The organism is Chryseobacterium sp. C39-AII1, assembly GCF_039672645.1.
Taxonomy (GTDB): Bacteria; Bacteroidota; Bacteroidia; order Flavobacteriales; family Weeksellaceae; genus Chryseobacterium.
The window spans coordinates 21403-37040 of record NZ_JBDFPQ010000025.1; the positions used below are offsets into that span (position 1 = coordinate 21403).

General features: G+C 34.5%; 18 protein-coding genes and 1 riboswitch. Of the genes, 12 read left to right on the top strand and 6 right to left on the bottom strand.

Going from position 1 to position 15638, the window contains the following annotated elements; translation table 11 throughout:
- The first annotated feature begins 43 nt into the window (after nt 1–43).
- On the top strand, nt 44–478 hold the full coding sequence (locus ABEG63_RS20715) for a hypothetical protein (protein ID WP_346587300.1): 435 nt from the start codon (nt 44–46) through the stop codon (nt 476–478).
- A gap of 48 nt (nt 479–526) precedes the next feature.
- Here the strand turns inward: ABEG63_RS20715 and ABEG63_RS20720 are convergent, their stop codons facing one another.
- A complete protein-coding gene (locus ABEG63_RS20720) occupies nt 527–1804 on the bottom strand; it encodes a replication-associated recombination protein A (protein WP_267405445.1) in 1278 nt (425 codons plus the stop codon).
- 192 nt (nt 1805–1996) lie between these two features.
- Between ABEG63_RS20720 and yidD the strand changes: the two genes are divergently transcribed.
- Both yidD and lgt read left to right on the top strand, forming a co-directional pair.
- Complete coding sequence (gene yidD / locus ABEG63_RS20725) at nt 1997–2254, top strand: membrane protein insertion efficiency factor YidD (protein ID WP_346587302.1); 258 nt, start codon at nt 1997–1999, stop codon at nt 2252–2254.
- A 441-nt stretch (nt 2255–2695) separates the two neighbouring features.
- A complete protein-coding gene (gene lgt, locus ABEG63_RS20730) occupies nt 2696–3544 on the top strand; it encodes a prolipoprotein diacylglyceryl transferase (RefSeq protein ID WP_346587320.1) in 849 nt (282 codons plus the stop codon).
- A gap of 85 nt (nt 3545–3629) precedes the next feature.
- Here lgt and ABEG63_RS20735 read toward each other — a convergent pair whose 3' ends face one another.
- Entirely contained in the window at nt 3630–5144 is a 1515-nt protein-coding gene (locus tag ABEG63_RS20735; protein WP_346587303.1) for an NAD(P)H-hydrate dehydratase, read from the bottom strand.
- 134 nt (nt 5145–5278) lie between these two features.
- Here ABEG63_RS20735 and mscL point away from each other — a divergent pair, with 134 nt between their 5' ends.
- Nucleotides 5279–5665, top strand: coding sequence for a large conductance mechanosensitive channel protein MscL (gene mscL / locus ABEG63_RS20740; protein WP_267405448.1), 387 nt, complete (start codon nt 5279–5281; stop codon nt 5663–5665).
- Between the two features lie 50 nt (nt 5666–5715).
- Here mscL and ABEG63_RS20745 read toward each other — a convergent pair whose 3' ends face one another.
- A complete protein-coding gene (locus ABEG63_RS20745; RefSeq protein WP_267405449.1) occupies nt 5716–6675 on the bottom strand; it encodes a D-2-hydroxyacid dehydrogenase in 960 nt (319 codons plus the stop codon).
- A 94-nt stretch (nt 6676–6769) separates the two neighbouring features.
- Nucleotides 6770–7177 carry a phosphoheptose isomerase gene (locus ABEG63_RS20750; protein WP_267405450.1) on the bottom strand — a complete coding sequence of 136 codons (408 nt, stop codon included), beginning with the start codon at nt 7175–7177 and terminating at the stop codon, nt 6770–6772.
- Between the two features lie 228 nt (nt 7178–7405).
- Here ABEG63_RS20750 and ABEG63_RS20755 point away from each other — a divergent pair, with 228 nt between their 5' ends.
- The 4 genes from ABEG63_RS20755 (at nt 7406) to gcvT (ending at nt 10160) form a co-directional block, all read left to right on the top strand.
- Nucleotides 7406–8005 carry a Pr6Pr family membrane protein gene (locus ABEG63_RS20755; RefSeq protein ID WP_267405451.1) on the top strand — a complete coding sequence of 200 codons (600 nt, stop codon included), beginning with the start codon at nt 7406–7408 and terminating at the stop codon, nt 8003–8005.
- Between the two features lie 79 nt (nt 8006–8084).
- A complete protein-coding gene (idi, locus tag ABEG63_RS20760; RefSeq protein WP_346587305.1) occupies nt 8085–8594 on the top strand; it encodes an isopentenyl-diphosphate Delta-isomerase in 510 nt (169 codons plus the stop codon).
- A gap of 4 nt (nt 8595–8598) precedes the next feature.
- Entirely contained in the window at nt 8599–9069 is a 471-nt protein-coding gene (locus tag ABEG63_RS20765; RefSeq protein ID WP_346587307.1) for a hypothetical protein, read from the top strand.
- Nucleotides 9070–9083: 14 nt separating this feature from the next.
- On the top strand, nt 9084–10160 hold the full coding sequence (gene gcvT / locus ABEG63_RS20770; RefSeq protein ID WP_346587309.1) for a glycine cleavage system aminomethyltransferase GcvT: 1077 nt from the start codon (nt 9084–9086) through the stop codon (nt 10158–10160).
- A gap of 439 nt (nt 10161–10599) precedes the next feature.
- On the opposite strand, the gene ABEG63_RS20775 is transcribed toward gcvT, so the two are convergent.
- A complete protein-coding gene (locus ABEG63_RS20775; RefSeq protein ID WP_346587310.1) occupies nt 10600–11010 on the bottom strand; it encodes a hypothetical protein in 411 nt (136 codons plus the stop codon).
- A gap of 33 nt (nt 11011–11043) precedes the next feature.
- Complete coding sequence (locus ABEG63_RS20780; RefSeq protein WP_346587312.1) at nt 11044–11400, bottom strand: ArsC/Spx/MgsR family protein; 357 nt, start codon at nt 11398–11400, stop codon at nt 11044–11046.
- A gap of 80 nt (nt 11401–11480) precedes the next feature.
- On the opposite strand from ABEG63_RS20780, the gene ABEG63_RS20785 reads away from it, so the two are divergent.
- The 4 genes from ABEG63_RS20785 to ABEG63_RS20800 all read left to right on the top strand — a co-directional run bounded on the left by ABEG63_RS20785 (nt 11481) and on the right by ABEG63_RS20800 (nt 15420).
- Nucleotides 11481–11948, top strand: a complete 468-nt coding sequence (locus ABEG63_RS20785) for an acyl-CoA thioesterase (protein WP_072953061.1) — start codon at nt 11481–11483, stop codon at nt 11946–11948.
- A gap of 24 nt (nt 11949–11972) precedes the next feature.
- A riboswitch (Fluoride riboswitch) is annotated at nt 11973–12039 on the top strand.
- 31 nt (nt 12040–12070) lie between these two features.
- Complete coding sequence (locus ABEG63_RS20790; RefSeq protein ID WP_346587314.1) at nt 12071–13375, top strand: voltage-gated chloride channel family protein; 1305 nt, start codon at nt 12071–12073, stop codon at nt 13373–13375.
- A gap of 95 nt (nt 13376–13470) precedes the next feature.
- Complete coding sequence (locus ABEG63_RS20795; protein WP_346587316.1) at nt 13471–14346, top strand: LysR family transcriptional regulator; 876 nt, start codon at nt 13471–13473, stop codon at nt 14344–14346.
- 141 nt (nt 14347–14487) lie between these two features.
- Nucleotides 14488–15420: a putative sulfate exporter family transporter gene (locus ABEG63_RS20800; protein ID WP_346587318.1), complete on the top strand. Its 933-nt coding sequence runs from the start codon at nt 14488–14490 to the stop codon at nt 15418–15420.
- Nucleotides 15421–15638: the final 218 nt, after the last annotated feature.

Genomic DNA, 15638 nt, shown 5'->3' on the forward strand with positions numbered 1-15638 from the left:
ACTATATTTATCCAGTTTTTAATCTTTATATATTCTCCAGATTATGAAAAAAATCTTCTACTCTTTATTAGTGTTTTCTTCGGCAACTTTATTTGCTCAAAAGAATCCTTCAACAAGATTTGCGGTCGCAAATGATGTGGTAGGAACAGTAGATATGTTTAATATTAGAAAAGATATCGTACAAAGTAAAAACGCTTATAAGACAGCAGCTACTCTTCCTCAAAGCTTAAAAAAATACAGTTTTATTGCTGAAAACGGCTTAACTGAAGTAAAAATAAAGCAAGGACAAGGCGGTCTCGACAGGCTTACGATTGCAAAATTGAACAACCAGCATCAATTACCCAATGATAATTTGGTCTTGATTGACGGATATGAGTTTAAAGATCCTGCAACAGCGGTTTACGGAGATCTTTTAGCTAAAATGGAAGTGAAAGACTACAACGGCAAAAAGACTTTATACATTACGACTCAGAGATAATTTATAAAACATATTTCACAAAAAGGATGCCTTTACAGCATCCTTTTTTTAGTATTTATTAGTCCATTTTTTCTTAAGCTCTTCGTAAATTTTTTTCTCCGTTGCATTATTTCCCGGTTCATATAATTTTATGTTTTTGATTTCTTCCGGTAAAAAATCCTGATCGACAAAATTACCTTCGTAAGAGTGGGCATATTTATATTCTTTACCATAATCGAGGTCTTTCATCAGCTTTGTCGGCGCATTTCTTAAATGTAAAGGAACGGGAAGATTTCCGGTTTGTTTTACCAAAGCCAATGCTTCATTGATCGCATTATACGTTGAATTACTCTTCGGAGAAACCGCCAGATAAACTGCAGTTTCACTTAAAATAATTCTTGATTCAGGATTTCCGATCACATTTACCGCCTGAAAACAATTATTAGCAATCACCAACGCATTCGGATTGGCCAAGCCAATATCTTCAGAAGCTAAAATCAGCATTCTTCTGGCAATGAATTTAATATCTTCACCTCCTGCAATCATTCTTGCCAACCAATACACAGCGCCATTAGGATCACTTCCACGCATCGATTTGATGAAAGCAGAAATAATATCGTAATGTTGCTCGCCATTTTTATCATAAAGCGCCATGGTTTCCTGCAAAACTTCCAGCACATCTTCATTGGTAATCTTTTTCTTTTTTGAATTAACATATTGATTCAAAACCAATTCCACGGAATTAATCAACTTTCTTCCATCACCTCCCGAATATTGAATAAAAGCTTGTTTATCAGCAATTTCAAACTCTGTTTTTTCATCTTGATTATATCGATTTAAAGCAATATCAATCAATTCTTCCAGTTTTTCATAAGTCAAAGCCTTTAAAATATAAACTTGGCTTCTTGAAAGTAAAGCAGAAACTACCTCAAAACTTGGATTTTCGGTGGTTGCACCAATTAAAACGATCCATCCTTTTTCAACCGCATGAAGCAAAGAATCCTGTTGAGATTTATTAAAACGGTGAATCTCATCAATAAATAAAATCGGTGATTTTCCGGAAAACAGATTTTGCTTTTTAGCATCTTCAATCACATCGCGCACATCTTTCACTCCTGAAGAAACGGCCGACAATTTATAGAATTTTCTACCCGATTTTTCAGAAAGAATTTCTGCTATTGTTGTTTTCCCTGTTCCCGGTGGCCCCCAAAAAATAAGCGAATTCAGATTGTTGTTATCAATCATTTTTCTGATGGTTCCTTTCTCTCCGGTAAGATGTTCCTGCCCCAGAACCTCATCCAGAGTTTTCGGTCTCAGTTTTTCGGCTAATGGAATATTTTGACTCAAAATTTTTGTTTGATTTAAAGTAAATTTTTAATGTAAAGATCACAGAAACGCTGCAAAAATCATGATTTTAAATCTAAAAAGATGACAAATCGACGAACACCCGAATTTATCCGATGAAACGCTGTTTACACGTCTGAAACTTCTAACAAATTTAAACTAATTTTCAATTTTTTACCCTATTTTTGCAATGTTTTGAAACTTACATTCAATAAAATAATCACTTTTCCTTTGGTAATTCTCATCAAATTTTACCAATGGTTTATCTCGCCCTTACTTCCTAAAAACTGCCGTTACGAACCTACTTGTTCGCATTATATGGTAGAATCTTTGCAAGTGCATGGCGTGTTTAAAGGATTTTGGATGGGTATAAAAAGAATTGCAAAATGTCATCCTTGGGGAGGAAGCGGCTATGATCCCGTGCCACCCAAAAAAGCAAAATCAATAAATTAAAAAATTACTAAAAAAATAGAGATGAATAATATTTTTTTCAGAATCTACCTCGCTGTATTTGCATTAATTACTCAAAGTATTTTTGCACAAAATTATCCCGGCGGATTATCAGACGGAACTTTAAAAGTAAATTCAACTGATGTTCCCGTAAAGATTTATGCAACAACAGAATTGGGAGATCTGAATGTTTTTCCGGACAGAAAAGTTGATGGAAATGTTTTGGTGATTCTGAACGAATCTAACTTTGAACCGAATTACTATAATTTCAGTGCTTTAACGTTAGAAAAATTTAAAACAGCGCAATATCAGTTTTTAGATAAAAATTTTAAATTGATCACGACTCCTGTAAGTCAGGAAAATATTGACACCTTTAAATATGCTGTAAAATCCAGCAAGCCAATTACCGCATCAGATAATGTGGAGCTAGATACTCCTTTTAAAATCTGGGATCCTACAAAAGGTATTAAGTTGGGGCCTGTAACATTACATTTTTACAGTTTAATGTTTGTCTTTGCTTTTGGTTTTGGTTACGTTTTGATGACAAAAATCTTTAAAATCGACAATGTTAATCAGAAATATCTGGAGCCACTTTTCACTTGGACGTTAATCGGAACGATCTTAGGCGCAAGAATGGGACACGTTATTTTTTATCAACCTGAATTGTTTAAAGAAGATTTCTGGAGTGTCTTTTTACCGATAAGCACTAAAAACGGATTTAAATTCACAGGATTTTCCGGATTGGCAAGTCACGGTGCAACCATCGCTTTGATTTTTACGACGCTTTATTATTCATTCAAAATTATCAAGAAAAATCCGTTTTGGGTGTATGACAGATTAGGAATTGTAGTCTCTTTGGGCGGTGCATTTGTAAGATTAGGGAACTTTTTCAACTCCGAAATCATCGGAAAACAGGTAGATCCCAACTCTCCATTTGCCTTACTTTTCCCACAACAAAGCAGCGAATACGGAATCACGGTTCCTCGTTATCCATCACAATTATTTGAAGCTTTTGGATATGTTTGTCTGTTCGTTATACTTTGGATTTTATACAGAAAAACGAATAAAAAATATCAGCAAGGATGGTTATTCGGATTATTCTTCATCATTCTTTGGGCAATTAGATTCTTCGTTGAGTTCTTAAAAGAGCCGCAGGGAGACGAATTCATCCAATTCGGAGGATTAAATACAGGACAGGTACTTTCGATACCTTTTATGATAGCAGGATTCGTGATCATGGCTATTTCTAAAAAGTTTAAAATCACTCAGGCGGAAAACGAGAAGCCGGAATAATTTTTATAAAGTTTATATGTAAATACAAAAAGCAGATTATAACGTTATAATCTGCTTTTTATTTTTAGTGAAATTCTTTATTTTTTTAAAGCTTAATTTCTACTTTTTCATTAATTTCTTCAAAAACTTTCCCGAATTCATTAATAACATCGGTCGGCAACATTGCTTCTTTTGAATGCTTTATTGAAGCAAAATCTGCGGCTTTACCATGAAACCAGACGCCTAAAATCGCAGCCTCTTCCTCCGTATATTTTTGCGCTAAAAATGAAGTAATAATTCCCGTCAAAACATCACCACTTCCCCCTTTTGCCAATCCGGAATTTCCGGTAAGATTATAAAAAACATTTCCTTCCGGCGTAATGATTTGGGTATGATGATCTTTCAAAACAATGATAATATCAAGCTCTTTAGATTTTTTTTTCGCCAAATCTGTTCTTTCAAACGAATCTTTTGTTGCTCCGAATAATCTTTCAAATTCTTTCGGATGAGGCGTAATGATTGATTTTTTCGGAATTAATTGTAAACCATCTTTAGTTTCAGCAATAACATTCAAAGCATCTGCGTCTAACACAACAGGTTGCGAAGGCTCCTTTAAAAATTTCAACAGAGCCTTCTGTGTTTTCTCATCTTTTCCGATTCCAGGACCAATTCCATAGACTGAATTTTCATCCAATTCAATATTTTCGATTTTCTGATTACCACCGTCGATAAACATTGCTTCTGGACATGAAGTCTGAAGAATATCATAACCACATTTCGGTGCATGAACAAATGTTAATCCCGCACCAGTTTTCAACGCTGCCTGAGTTGCTAAAACTGCGGCACCAATTTTACCATAACTTCCGGCAACAATAGTTACTTTTCCAAAAGTTCCTTTGTGTGAAAAATCATTTCGGGGTTTAAAGATATTTTTTACCACCTCATCGTCTATCACAAAATCGTTAGTGTCAGTCTGCGAGATATATTCTTCACTTAAATTAATATCTAAAATTTCAACTTTTCCTGTATATTTTCCTGTTTCAGGATGAAGAAAACCTTTCTTCCAAAGTTGAAAACTTAAAGTATAATCTGCCTTTAAAATCGTTGAATTTTCATCTGCAATACGATCAATAAAAAGCCCAGAAGGAACATCAATAGAAATTTTGATATTCTTTTTCTGGTTTAAAAAATCAATTAAATCTTTTAAATCACCTTCTATATTTCTAGACAAGCCAATTCCGAAAAGGGCATCAATAATAATCGTTCTGCTATCAAAACGGTAACTTTCGGCATCTTTGAAATTCTTGATTAAAACGCCTGAAAGTTCTTTTAATTCTTTAAGATTTTCGTTCGCATTTTCAGAATATTTAGCTTTAGAATTGATGAAAACATCTACATCAAAACCTTTCTGATAAAGCATTCTTGCAATGGCAAATCCATCACCTCCATTATTACCATTCCCACAGAAAACCGCAAAATTCCTATGGTTTTTACAGTTTTCAGAAATCCAGTTAACGCAGGCTAATGCTGCTCTTTCCATTAACTGTATTGAGAGAATTGGCTCATTATTAATTGTATACAAATCCCCCTTACGAATTTGTTCTGCCGTGAAAATTTTCATTATTAATTGTTTTACTAAATTTAATTATAATTATTCAATAAGTAAATTTTAAACCCAAAAAACTCATAAAATGTTGAATTTTAAAAATTGAAATTCCTACTTTTGTGTATAGACTAATTAAAAAAATATAAATTATGGGATTTGTAAAAGAATTTAAAGAATTTGCATTTAAAGGAAATGTGCTTGATTTGGCGGTTGCCGTGATCATTGGGGGTGCATTCGGAAAAATTGTTTCTTCTTTAGTGGAAGACGTTATTACTCCGTTATTACTAAACCCTGCGTTGAAAGCTGCGGGTGCAGAAAACATTTCAAAATTATCCTGGAATGGTGTAACCTACGGAAATTTCCTTTCTGCGGTGATCAGCTTTTTATGTATCGCTATGGTGCTTTTCTGGTTGGTAAAAGGAGCTAATAAGATCATTAAAAAAGAGGAAGCGCCTGCTGCGCCTGCCGGACCTACTGAAGACCAAAAATTATTAATGGAAATCAGAGATTTGCTTAAAAGTAAAAACAATATATAACAAATAAAACCACCTCAAATTGAGGTGGTTTTTACTTTATCCTTAAAATCTTAGTTGATCTGTAAAATACTTGAGATCTGCTCTGCCAAAGAAAGCCCGATTCTATCCTGCGCTTCTAATGTAGATGCTCCTGTATGCGGAGTTAGAGAGATTTTAGAATGATTCAGAATTTCTTTTGAAGGTGTTGGTTCGTTGATGAAAACATCCAATCCTGCGAATTTCACTTTTCCTGAATCCAAAGCTTCAATTAAAGCAACTTCATCAATAACACCACCTCTTGAACAGTTTACAATCGCAACACCGTCTTTCATAATGTCGAATTCATTTTTCCCGATCATGTAACCGTCCTTCTGAGCCGGAACGTGAAGCGTGATAAAATCTGAATGTTTCAAAACATCCTGAAGCGGTTCTGTCTCAATATCAACATTGATGAACTGATTGTTGTAAAAAGTAACTTTAATACTCGCTCTTCCCACATTGCTATCTGCTGCAATCACTCGCATTCCAAGACCTAGAGCAATTTTAGCTACTTCTTGCCCGATTCTTCCCATTCCAACAATACCAATTGTTTTTCCTTTCAATTCGATACCTGCAGCATAGGCTTTTTTCAAACCAGCAAACTCAGTATCTCCTACCAAAGGCATTTTTCTGTTGGAATCCTGTAAAAATCTAGCACCTGAAAATAAGTGAGCAAAAACCAATTCAGCAACCGATTCTGAAGAAGCAGAAGGAGTATTAATGACATGAATTCCTTTTTCCCTTGCATAATCTACATCAATATTATCCATTCCTACACCACCTCTACCGATGATCTCGATAGACGGACAGTTATCAATAATATCTTTTCTTACCTGCGTCGCACTACGTACCAAAATTGTACGAATCTGGTGCTCATTAATGTAATCTACCAAAGATTCCTGAGGAACTTTTGCTGTAATCACTTCAAATCCTTTCTCCGTTAATGCATCAATTCCAGATTGATCCAAACCATCGTTTGCTAAAACTTTCATAAAACTTTTTATCGATTTAAAAATTAAAAAGATTAAACAATTAAATAATACCCGCGGTAAAAATTTAATCGTTTAATCTTTAAACTAAATTTTTTTATTCTTCTTCTTTAAATACTTCAATAGTAACCTGCTTTTCTACAAGGTCGGTAAATTTACCTTTGTATCTTGTGGCTCTTACCAAGTGATTATCAATCCAGTGATAATTTCCGCCTCTTGGTTTTCCGCACAATACGCTGTGGTATTTGAAGCCATGTTTATCCAGCCAATCAATGGTAACTTGTTTTAAATTTTCAGTTCTGGAAGTGAAAAAACAAATCTGATGGCCTTCGTCATACCATCTGTTAATGGTTTCTAACGCGTCTGGAAAAGGCTCACAAGTAACCATTCTTTCCGGTTCTTCGTTCGGAACATCTTCTGTAATAGTTCCGTCAATATCGATTAAGTAATTCTTTACTCCGTCCTTCAGAATTGGACTAATGTGTTCTATGTACTCTAATTCCATCGTTAAAAATTGAGTTGCAAAGTTACGGCTTTTACATCGAATGAAGGCGTTAAACTTAGTTTAAATTTAATTTTTGCTTTAAAAATTATTATTTAAGGAATAAAATCAACATGTTACCTATCGTTTTTATAATTTTAGTTAAAATTTTTTCTTTTTTCAAGGTCTTACTTATGACGATTTACATTTAAAACTTGATTTACTTATATTTGAATAACACATTTATAAAATATGAAAAGAACATTGGCTTTTGTTTTTGCGCTTTTAGGATGGTTTGCTTTAATTGCTCAGTATTGTTTAATGCTGAAAAATTCGGTGCTGAATTTTAATGAAATGACGATTCAATTTTTCAGTTATTTTACGATTCTTACCAATTTAATGGTAGCTATTTATTTTACCAATCAGGCTTTAAAAAAATCAGATTCAGAAATAAAATCAGGTTTACTTACCGCGATTACCATTTATATTCTGATTGTCGGAATGGTATATCAGGTTGCTTTACGATCGACATGGAATCCCACAGGTCTGCAGAGAATTGTAGACGAATTGCTGCACAGCATTATTCCTGTTTTAGTTATTATTTACTGGCACTTGTACGAAAACAAGAAAAATTTACAGTACAAACAAATGGCATTATGGGCAATTTATCCTTTATTCTATCTTTTTTACATCTTAATAAGAGGAAGTTTCTCTAAATTTTATCCTTACCCGTTTGTGAATGTAACTGAATTAGGTTTAAATAAAGTTTTTATTAATGCGTTTTTCATCTTACTCTTCTTTTTAGCATTATCTTTTTTATTTATTCGAATAGGGAAAGCTTCTAAAAAGTAAATTTTAGATTCATTCTTAAAAGCAATGATGTTTCACCAAAAATTTCCAAAATACATTTATTAAACTTACATTTGTAGAAATGGAAGAACTCGTAGTTTTAGTCAACCCTCAGGACAACGTTTTAGGCTTAATGGAAAAACAGCAGGCACACATCAATGGCGTGCTACACCGTGCTTTTTCCGTGTTTTTGTTTAATGAAAAAGGAGAAATGCTTTTACAGCAAAGAGCCGACGAAAAATATCACTCTCCATTGAAATGGACCAATGCGGTATGCTCTCATCCAAGAAATGGGGAAACGTATCTTGAGGCTGCGAATCGAAGATTAAAAGAGGAATTGGGAATTGAAACCGAACTTTCAGAAAAATTCCATTTTATTTATAAAGCCGATGTTGGCGGTGGCTTGTGGGAACACGAGCTAGACCATGTTTTTGTAGGAAATTTCAATGCTGAATTTAATTTAAACAAAAATGAAGTGGCGGCCGTACGATACATTTCATTGGAAGATCTTGACCGAGAACTTGCCGAAAATCCCGATAACTTCACCGAATGGTTTAAGATTATTTTAGCTGAATACAAACATCATTTTTAGAACAATGAAGAAATTAATAGTCGCTTTTGCCTTTTTATTAGGATCTTTTTCATTTGCTCAAAAATCTACGGTATTTGATACAGCCAACTACTCGATCAACGTTCCGGATGGCTGGAAAACCACCAATGACAGCGATATTATTAACATTTTCCCTTCCGGAGAAATGGGAGCAATCACTATTTCCGAATATCACGACCTTGCTCTTCCCAAAGAGGAAACTAAAAAATTCGTCCTTGCCCTTTACCAATCTGCCGATGACGAGAGTAAAGTGAAAAGCAGCAAAGGAAAAAAGGGATATACAGAATATTTTTACGAATATCTGGATCCAAAAGACAATCTTTTTTGGATAACCAAGGTTTTTCAGAAAGATAAAGATCTGTATTTAATTTCCATTAATTGTAATCAAACATACTGGAACGGGCATTTTATGATGCTTTTCAACGAAGCCTTTAACAGTTTTAAAATAAAGAAATAGAAATAAATTTAAATATGAAGAAAACAGCCTTGTACGACAAACACGTTTCTTTGGGAGCTAAAATCGTACCTTTTGCAGGTTTTGAAATGCCTGTGCAGTATTCCGGAGTTACAGAAGAGCATTTTGCCGTAAGAGAAAAAGCAGGATTGTTCGATGTTTCTCACATGGGACAGTTTTTTATTGAAGGTCCCGGTTCTAAAGAGCTTTTACAATTCGTTACAACAAACAATGTAGATGCTTTGGAAAACGGAAAGGCACAATATTCTTGTCTACCTAACGAAAACGGAGGTATTGTAGATGATTTGATCGTTTACAAAATGGCAGACGAAAAATATTTTGTGGTTGTAAACGCTTCAAATATTGATAAAGACTGGAATCATATTTCAAAATACAACACTTTTGGAGCAAAAATGACGAACGCTTCTGACGACATGTCTTTATTGGCAGTTCAAGGTCCGAAAGCGACTGAAATTCTTCAGAAATTAACAGAAACTAACCTTTCGGAAATTCCTTACTATCACTTTACAGTAGGCTCTGTTGCCGGAGTTAGCGATATTATTATTTCAAACACTGGCTACACAGGAAGTGGCGGTTTTGAGATTTATTTTAACAATGATTCTGCGGAAAAACTTTGGGATGCTATCATTGAAGCGGGTGCTGAAGAAGGAATTATCCCTTGCGGATTGGCTGCCAGAGATACTTTGAGACTAGAAAAAGGATTCTGCCTTTACGGAAACGATATCGATGATACTACGTCTCCGATTGAAGCTGGATTAGGCTGGATCACGAAATTCGATAAAGATTTTGTGTCTAAAGAAACTTTCGCAAAACAGAAAGAAGAAGGCGTTACCAGAAAATTGGTAGCTTTTGAATTAACAGATAAAGGAGTTCCAAGACACGATTATCCGGTTGTAGATTCAGAAGGAAACGTGATCGGAAAAGTAACTTCCGGAACTCAGTCTCCTATGAAAAAAGTAGGTTTGGGTCTTGCTTATGTAGACAAGCCTTACTTCAAATTGGGTTCTGAAATCTTCATTCAGGTAAGAAACAAAAATATATCTGCAAAAGTGGTGAAAGCTCCTTTTGTATAATTGAATATTGTTTAAAATAGAAAAACCGTCTCGTACATTTTACGAGACGGTTTTGTTTTTTAGGAGCTTATTCCGGCTATCCGCTGTATCTTTTTTCGACGGCTTCCGCTTCGCTACAGCCGCCGAAAAAAGGATGCCGCTCCTATCCGGGCTAGGCCTCAGTCTTTACTATTTTATTCGTCCACTTTCATTTGGACTTTCTGTATGTTGCAGTTTGTTTCCCGCAGTTTGCTGGAGACTTCCTACAACTGTATTTTATTTCCCGCAATTTGTTGGAGACTTCCTGCAATTGTATTTTGTTCCCCACAAATTGTTTAGGACTTCTTGCAATTGCATTTTATCTCCCGCAGTTTGTTTGGAACTTCCGTCAATTGTATACTCCCAAAACTCTTCTAAAAACCTAACGGGTTTTGAAAACCCATTAGGTTTGATATTTTACTTACTGAAACTTTACTAAAAAATTAATTTTAATTAGCAAAAAGACAGATGATATTAAAAAAGGAATTCCGCCTAGTAACGATAATTTATCCAAACTAGATTCTGAAAAATCTTTAATTAAAACAAAAAATACCAATATTAAAGCGATACAAGATGTATGTATTAAAATTTTCTGCAGCTTCCAAACCTTCACTTTCAAACTGATTAAAAGCAGTATTTGAAAAATTAAAGATAAAAATGCAACAGGTAATAATCTTCCATCATAAGAATCAAATTTATTGAAATGTATTCCCTCAGTTAAAATAAATTTAGGACTTAAAACTTCAAATATTAGCAAGATACCCCAACCATGCCCCGCACCTATTACGATTACAGCATTTAGAATAACGGTAAGAATTACTAAAAAATTCAATTTTTTCATTTATGATGGTAGCTAATCAACTTATTATTCTGCAATGCCAAAAAATTCTTTCAGTGCTTCAACATTCTTTTTATCATTGCCTACGAAAATTTCATTATCACTAATAAAAACAGGACGCTTCAAAAAAGTATAATGATCAAGAAGCAATTCTTTGAAATCCTTTTCCCCTAAAGATTTTACATCCAAGCCTCTCAACTTAATCTGAGTCGATTTTTTACTGAATAAAGCTTCATACGATTTTGTTTTATCATACATTTCAGCCAGTTCTTCTTCCGTGATCGGTTCTTTTCTTATTTCTCTATTTTCCCAATCTGATAAATCGAATTGTGCTAAAATCTTTCTGCAGGTATCGCAGGTATTAAGGTGAAAAACTTTCTTCATAATTAAATTTTAAACCTCAAAATTAAGGCTAAATAAGAGATTCTGAAAATTATTAAATATCTTTATTGAAATTTAAAAAAATGGAGAACAAACCTATCACTTTTCAGTTTATTTCAGAGCCTTCAGATGTGAACTACGGAGGAAATGTACATGGTGGAAGCGTTATGAAATGGATCGATCAGGCAGGTTATGCATGTGCAACTACTTGGAGCGGAAATTATTCAGTAACCGTTTATGTTGGCGGAATACGTTTCTACGAACCTATAAAAATCGGAGAAATTGTAAAGGTAGAAGCCCAGGTAATTTATACAGGTTCTTCGAGCATGCACATTTCCATTAATGTATTTTCCAGAAATCTGAAACAGCCTAATTTTGATAAAAAAACACATTGTATCATCGTTTTTGTAGCGGTTGACGAAAATGGTAAGAAACTTCCCGTTCCCAAATGGATTCCAGAAACCGAAGAAGAAAAACAGCAGGAACAATATGCCAAACGTCTGATGGAGCTCAGAACGCAGATTGAAGATGAAATGAAGCCGTTTTTATAATATTTAAAATTATCCTATATTTGCCCTATAAAAGGAAATGGTGTTCTTCCTTACCCAACCGCCTTCAAAAGCTGATGACGCCTGATTAAAAGATTATTAACAGTAATTAAATCAGGAAAAATATGCCTAAAAATCAACGAACACTTAGAACAAAAACTGTTTTTCATACTAAATTTTTCTTCAGAAAATATCCTACGTTACCTTATATTTTTAAATGGCTTTGTATCAGTTTAATCATTGGTGCTTTGATAGGAACGGCTTCGGCAGGCTTTTTACAGTCTTTGGAATGGGCAACTCAGTTTCGGGAAAATCATATTTGGATCATTGCCTTTTTACCTGTTGCCGGTTTTTTGGTCGGACTACTCTATTATTACTTCGGAAAAAATGTGGAAGCAGGAAATAATATTCTGATTGAAAATATTCATGAGCCGAAGGAAATCATTCCTTTCAAAATGGCTCCTTTTGTTTATTTAGGAACGATTGTCACACACCTTTTCGGAGGTTCTGCAGGTCGTGAAGGAACCGCTCTACAAATGGCAGGAGCAATTGCCGATCAGTTGACCAAACCTTTCAGATTAGATCAAAATGAAAGAAGAATTTTAATTATTTCAGCAATTGCTGCAGGATTTGGTTCTGTTTTCGGAACACCTTTGGCTGGAGCCATGTTCGGACTTGAAGTTTTCCTGATTGGTAAAATTCGTTACAATGCTATTTTTCCTGCGTTTGCATCCGCGATTTTAGCCGATTGGGCAACGAATCTCTGGAACGTAAAGCATACCCACTATCACATTGATTTTATTCCGAAACTTGAACTTCTGCCTATTGTATACAGTGTTTTGGCAGGAATTGCCTTTGGAATCTGTGCCGCAGCGTTCAGTAAAATAATTCATTGGGCAGGCTCAATTTTTAAATCTAAAATAAAATATCCACCGCTTCGTCCGGCTATCGGTGGAATTATTGTTGCCATAGCCGTTTTTACTATGGGAACGACGAGATATATAGGCTTGGGGATTCCAACCATAGTTGAATCTTTTGAAAAACAACTTCCTTTGTATGATTTTGCCTTAAAAATGATCTTTACGATTGTCACACTTTCGGCAGGATTTAAAGGCGGTGAAGTCACCCCGTTATTCTTCATCGGAGCTACTTGGGGAAGTGCTCTGTCATTACTTATTCCGCTTCCGTTTGGTTTATTGGCAGGAATGGGTTTCGTGGCTGTTTTCGCGGGAGCTACCAATACCCCACTCGCCTGTATGCTGATGGGAATTGAATTATTCGGTGCCGAAAGTGGCGTTTATATTGCTATTGCGTGTGTTGTTTCTTATTTACTATCAGGAAACAACAGCATTTATACGAAACAGAAAATCGGAGAAGCAAAAAACAGAAGATTCGAACATCTGAATGATAAAAGTTTCTCGGATCTATAGAAATTGGTTGATAGTTGTTAGTTTTTTGTGTAAGATCCTTAATTTTATGAAAACTAAAAACGATCAACCTCCAACCAACACCATCAACTAGGAATATGTTTGATTATCGATTAAAAGTTTTTCATACGGTAGCTTCAAGATCGAGCTTTACAAAAGCTTCGGAAGAACTGAACATTTCTCAACCCGCGGTCACAAAGCACATTAAAGAAATAGAAAATCAGCTGAACACCAAGTTATTTGATCGAAAAGGAACATCAATTCAGCTGACGCAAAGTGGCAAAATTTTGTTTGAATATGCTGAAAAAATCCGAAATATTTATCGTGATCTGGAGTTTGAAATTAATCAGATCAACCAACAACATAAAGGGAAGTTAATCATCGGAGCGAGTACAACTGTTGCTCAATATATTTTACCTGAAATCTTAGCTAAATTCAATTCATATTACAAAGACATTAAAATTGAATTGATTACGCACAACACGGAAATTATTTCGGAATTACTGAAAGAAGGAAAAATTGATTTGGGGATTATCGAAGGAGAATCTCAATCAAATTATTTTGATTATCAAATATTTAAACCTGATGAAATTGTACTGGTTGCAAAATCAAATCATTCTTTAGCCAATAAAACTTTGAATCTTAAAGATTTGTATGATCTGGAATTAATTTTCAGGGAACAAGGTTCAGGTTCGTTAGAATTTATTCAAAATCGATTGAAGGAAAAAGGAATTAATATTGAAAACCTAAATATTGTAATGCAACTGGGAAGCAGCGAAAGTATTAAGAATTACCTTTTACATTCGGATACGTTGGCTTTCCTGTCGATTAGTACCGTTTTAAATGAACTGAAAAACAATCAATTGACGATTATTGATATTAAAAATTTCAGCATTGAAAGAAACTTCCGTTTTATTCTTCCTAAAGGCGAACAATCTGAATTAATAAGACTGTTCCTGAAATTCATCAATTAATTATAAGGTTTAAATCCAACAACAATCAACTAGAAACCAGCAACCAAACTATAACTAAAAGTTATCAATTATAACAAAATACAATTTACTTTGTAATATTAATTTGTAGAATTTTGAACCATCAATTTAAAATTTTACAAAATGAAATATTTCATTCAAAATGAAAATATAAAGAAAATTGTTTTCATTCTATTAGCTGTTTTCTGTTTAACTCCTTTTATTTCTTCTCCAATTGCTTTGCTTTTAGGTTTTATTCTGGCTGTTTTTATGGGAAATCCTTTTGAGAAAAGTTTACATCAATACATTCATTTATTATTACAAATTTCAATTGTTGGATTGGGTTTTGGATTAAAACTGAATGAAGCTCTGGAAGCCGGAAAATCGGGTCTAATATTGACAGTCATCAGTATTTTCACCGTTATGATTTTAGGATATTTTATCGGGAAAATGCTGAAACTGGAAAGACCTTTATCTTATCTCATTTCTGTGGGAACAGCGATTTGTGGCGGAAGTGCGATTGCCGCGACTTCTCCGATTATTAAACCGAGTACAAAGCAAATTTCTTTGGCACTGGCGATCATTTTTACATTGAATTCTATTGCGTTGTTTGTGTATCCGGCAATTGGGCATTGGTTGAATCTTTCTCAGGAACAATTCGGGTTGTGGTGTGCGGTTGGAATTCACGATACAAGTTCGGTTGTCGGCGCCGCGAGTAAATATGGAAATGAAGCCCTGAAAATCGCAACAACCGTGAAACTGGCAAGAGCTTTATGGATTATTCCGATGTCTTTGATTACGATGATTATTTTTAAAAAAGAGTCTAAGATTAAAATTCCATGGTTTATCGGGTACTTTATTTTGGCAATTTTGTTGAATACTTACTTTCCATTTTTTGATACATTGAGTTCAGGAATTACTGTTATTGCGAAATCAGGATTGAATTTAACTTTATTTTTAATTGGTTCTACCCTCTCAATTCAGACGTTAAAAACGATTGATTTTAAACCTTTGGCTCTAGCCGTTTTTCTTTGGGTTTTTATCAGTGTGGGAAGTCTACTTTTTATTATGAATTAGATGGCAAATTTTGATGGAATATCCAATTTCCTAGCCCCGATCGCAGCATTTGTTTGAGCTCATTTTTTTGGTTTCGGCGGCGGCAGCTTCGCTAGTCTTGGTCGGAAGAAATTCCGACCATTTAAGTTTTAAAAACTTTATCTGGATTCCCTCCGGCAAAGATGATTAATATGGCAGTAATCATATCCCTTAGTTCCATCGCGATTCGTCTTTTAGCC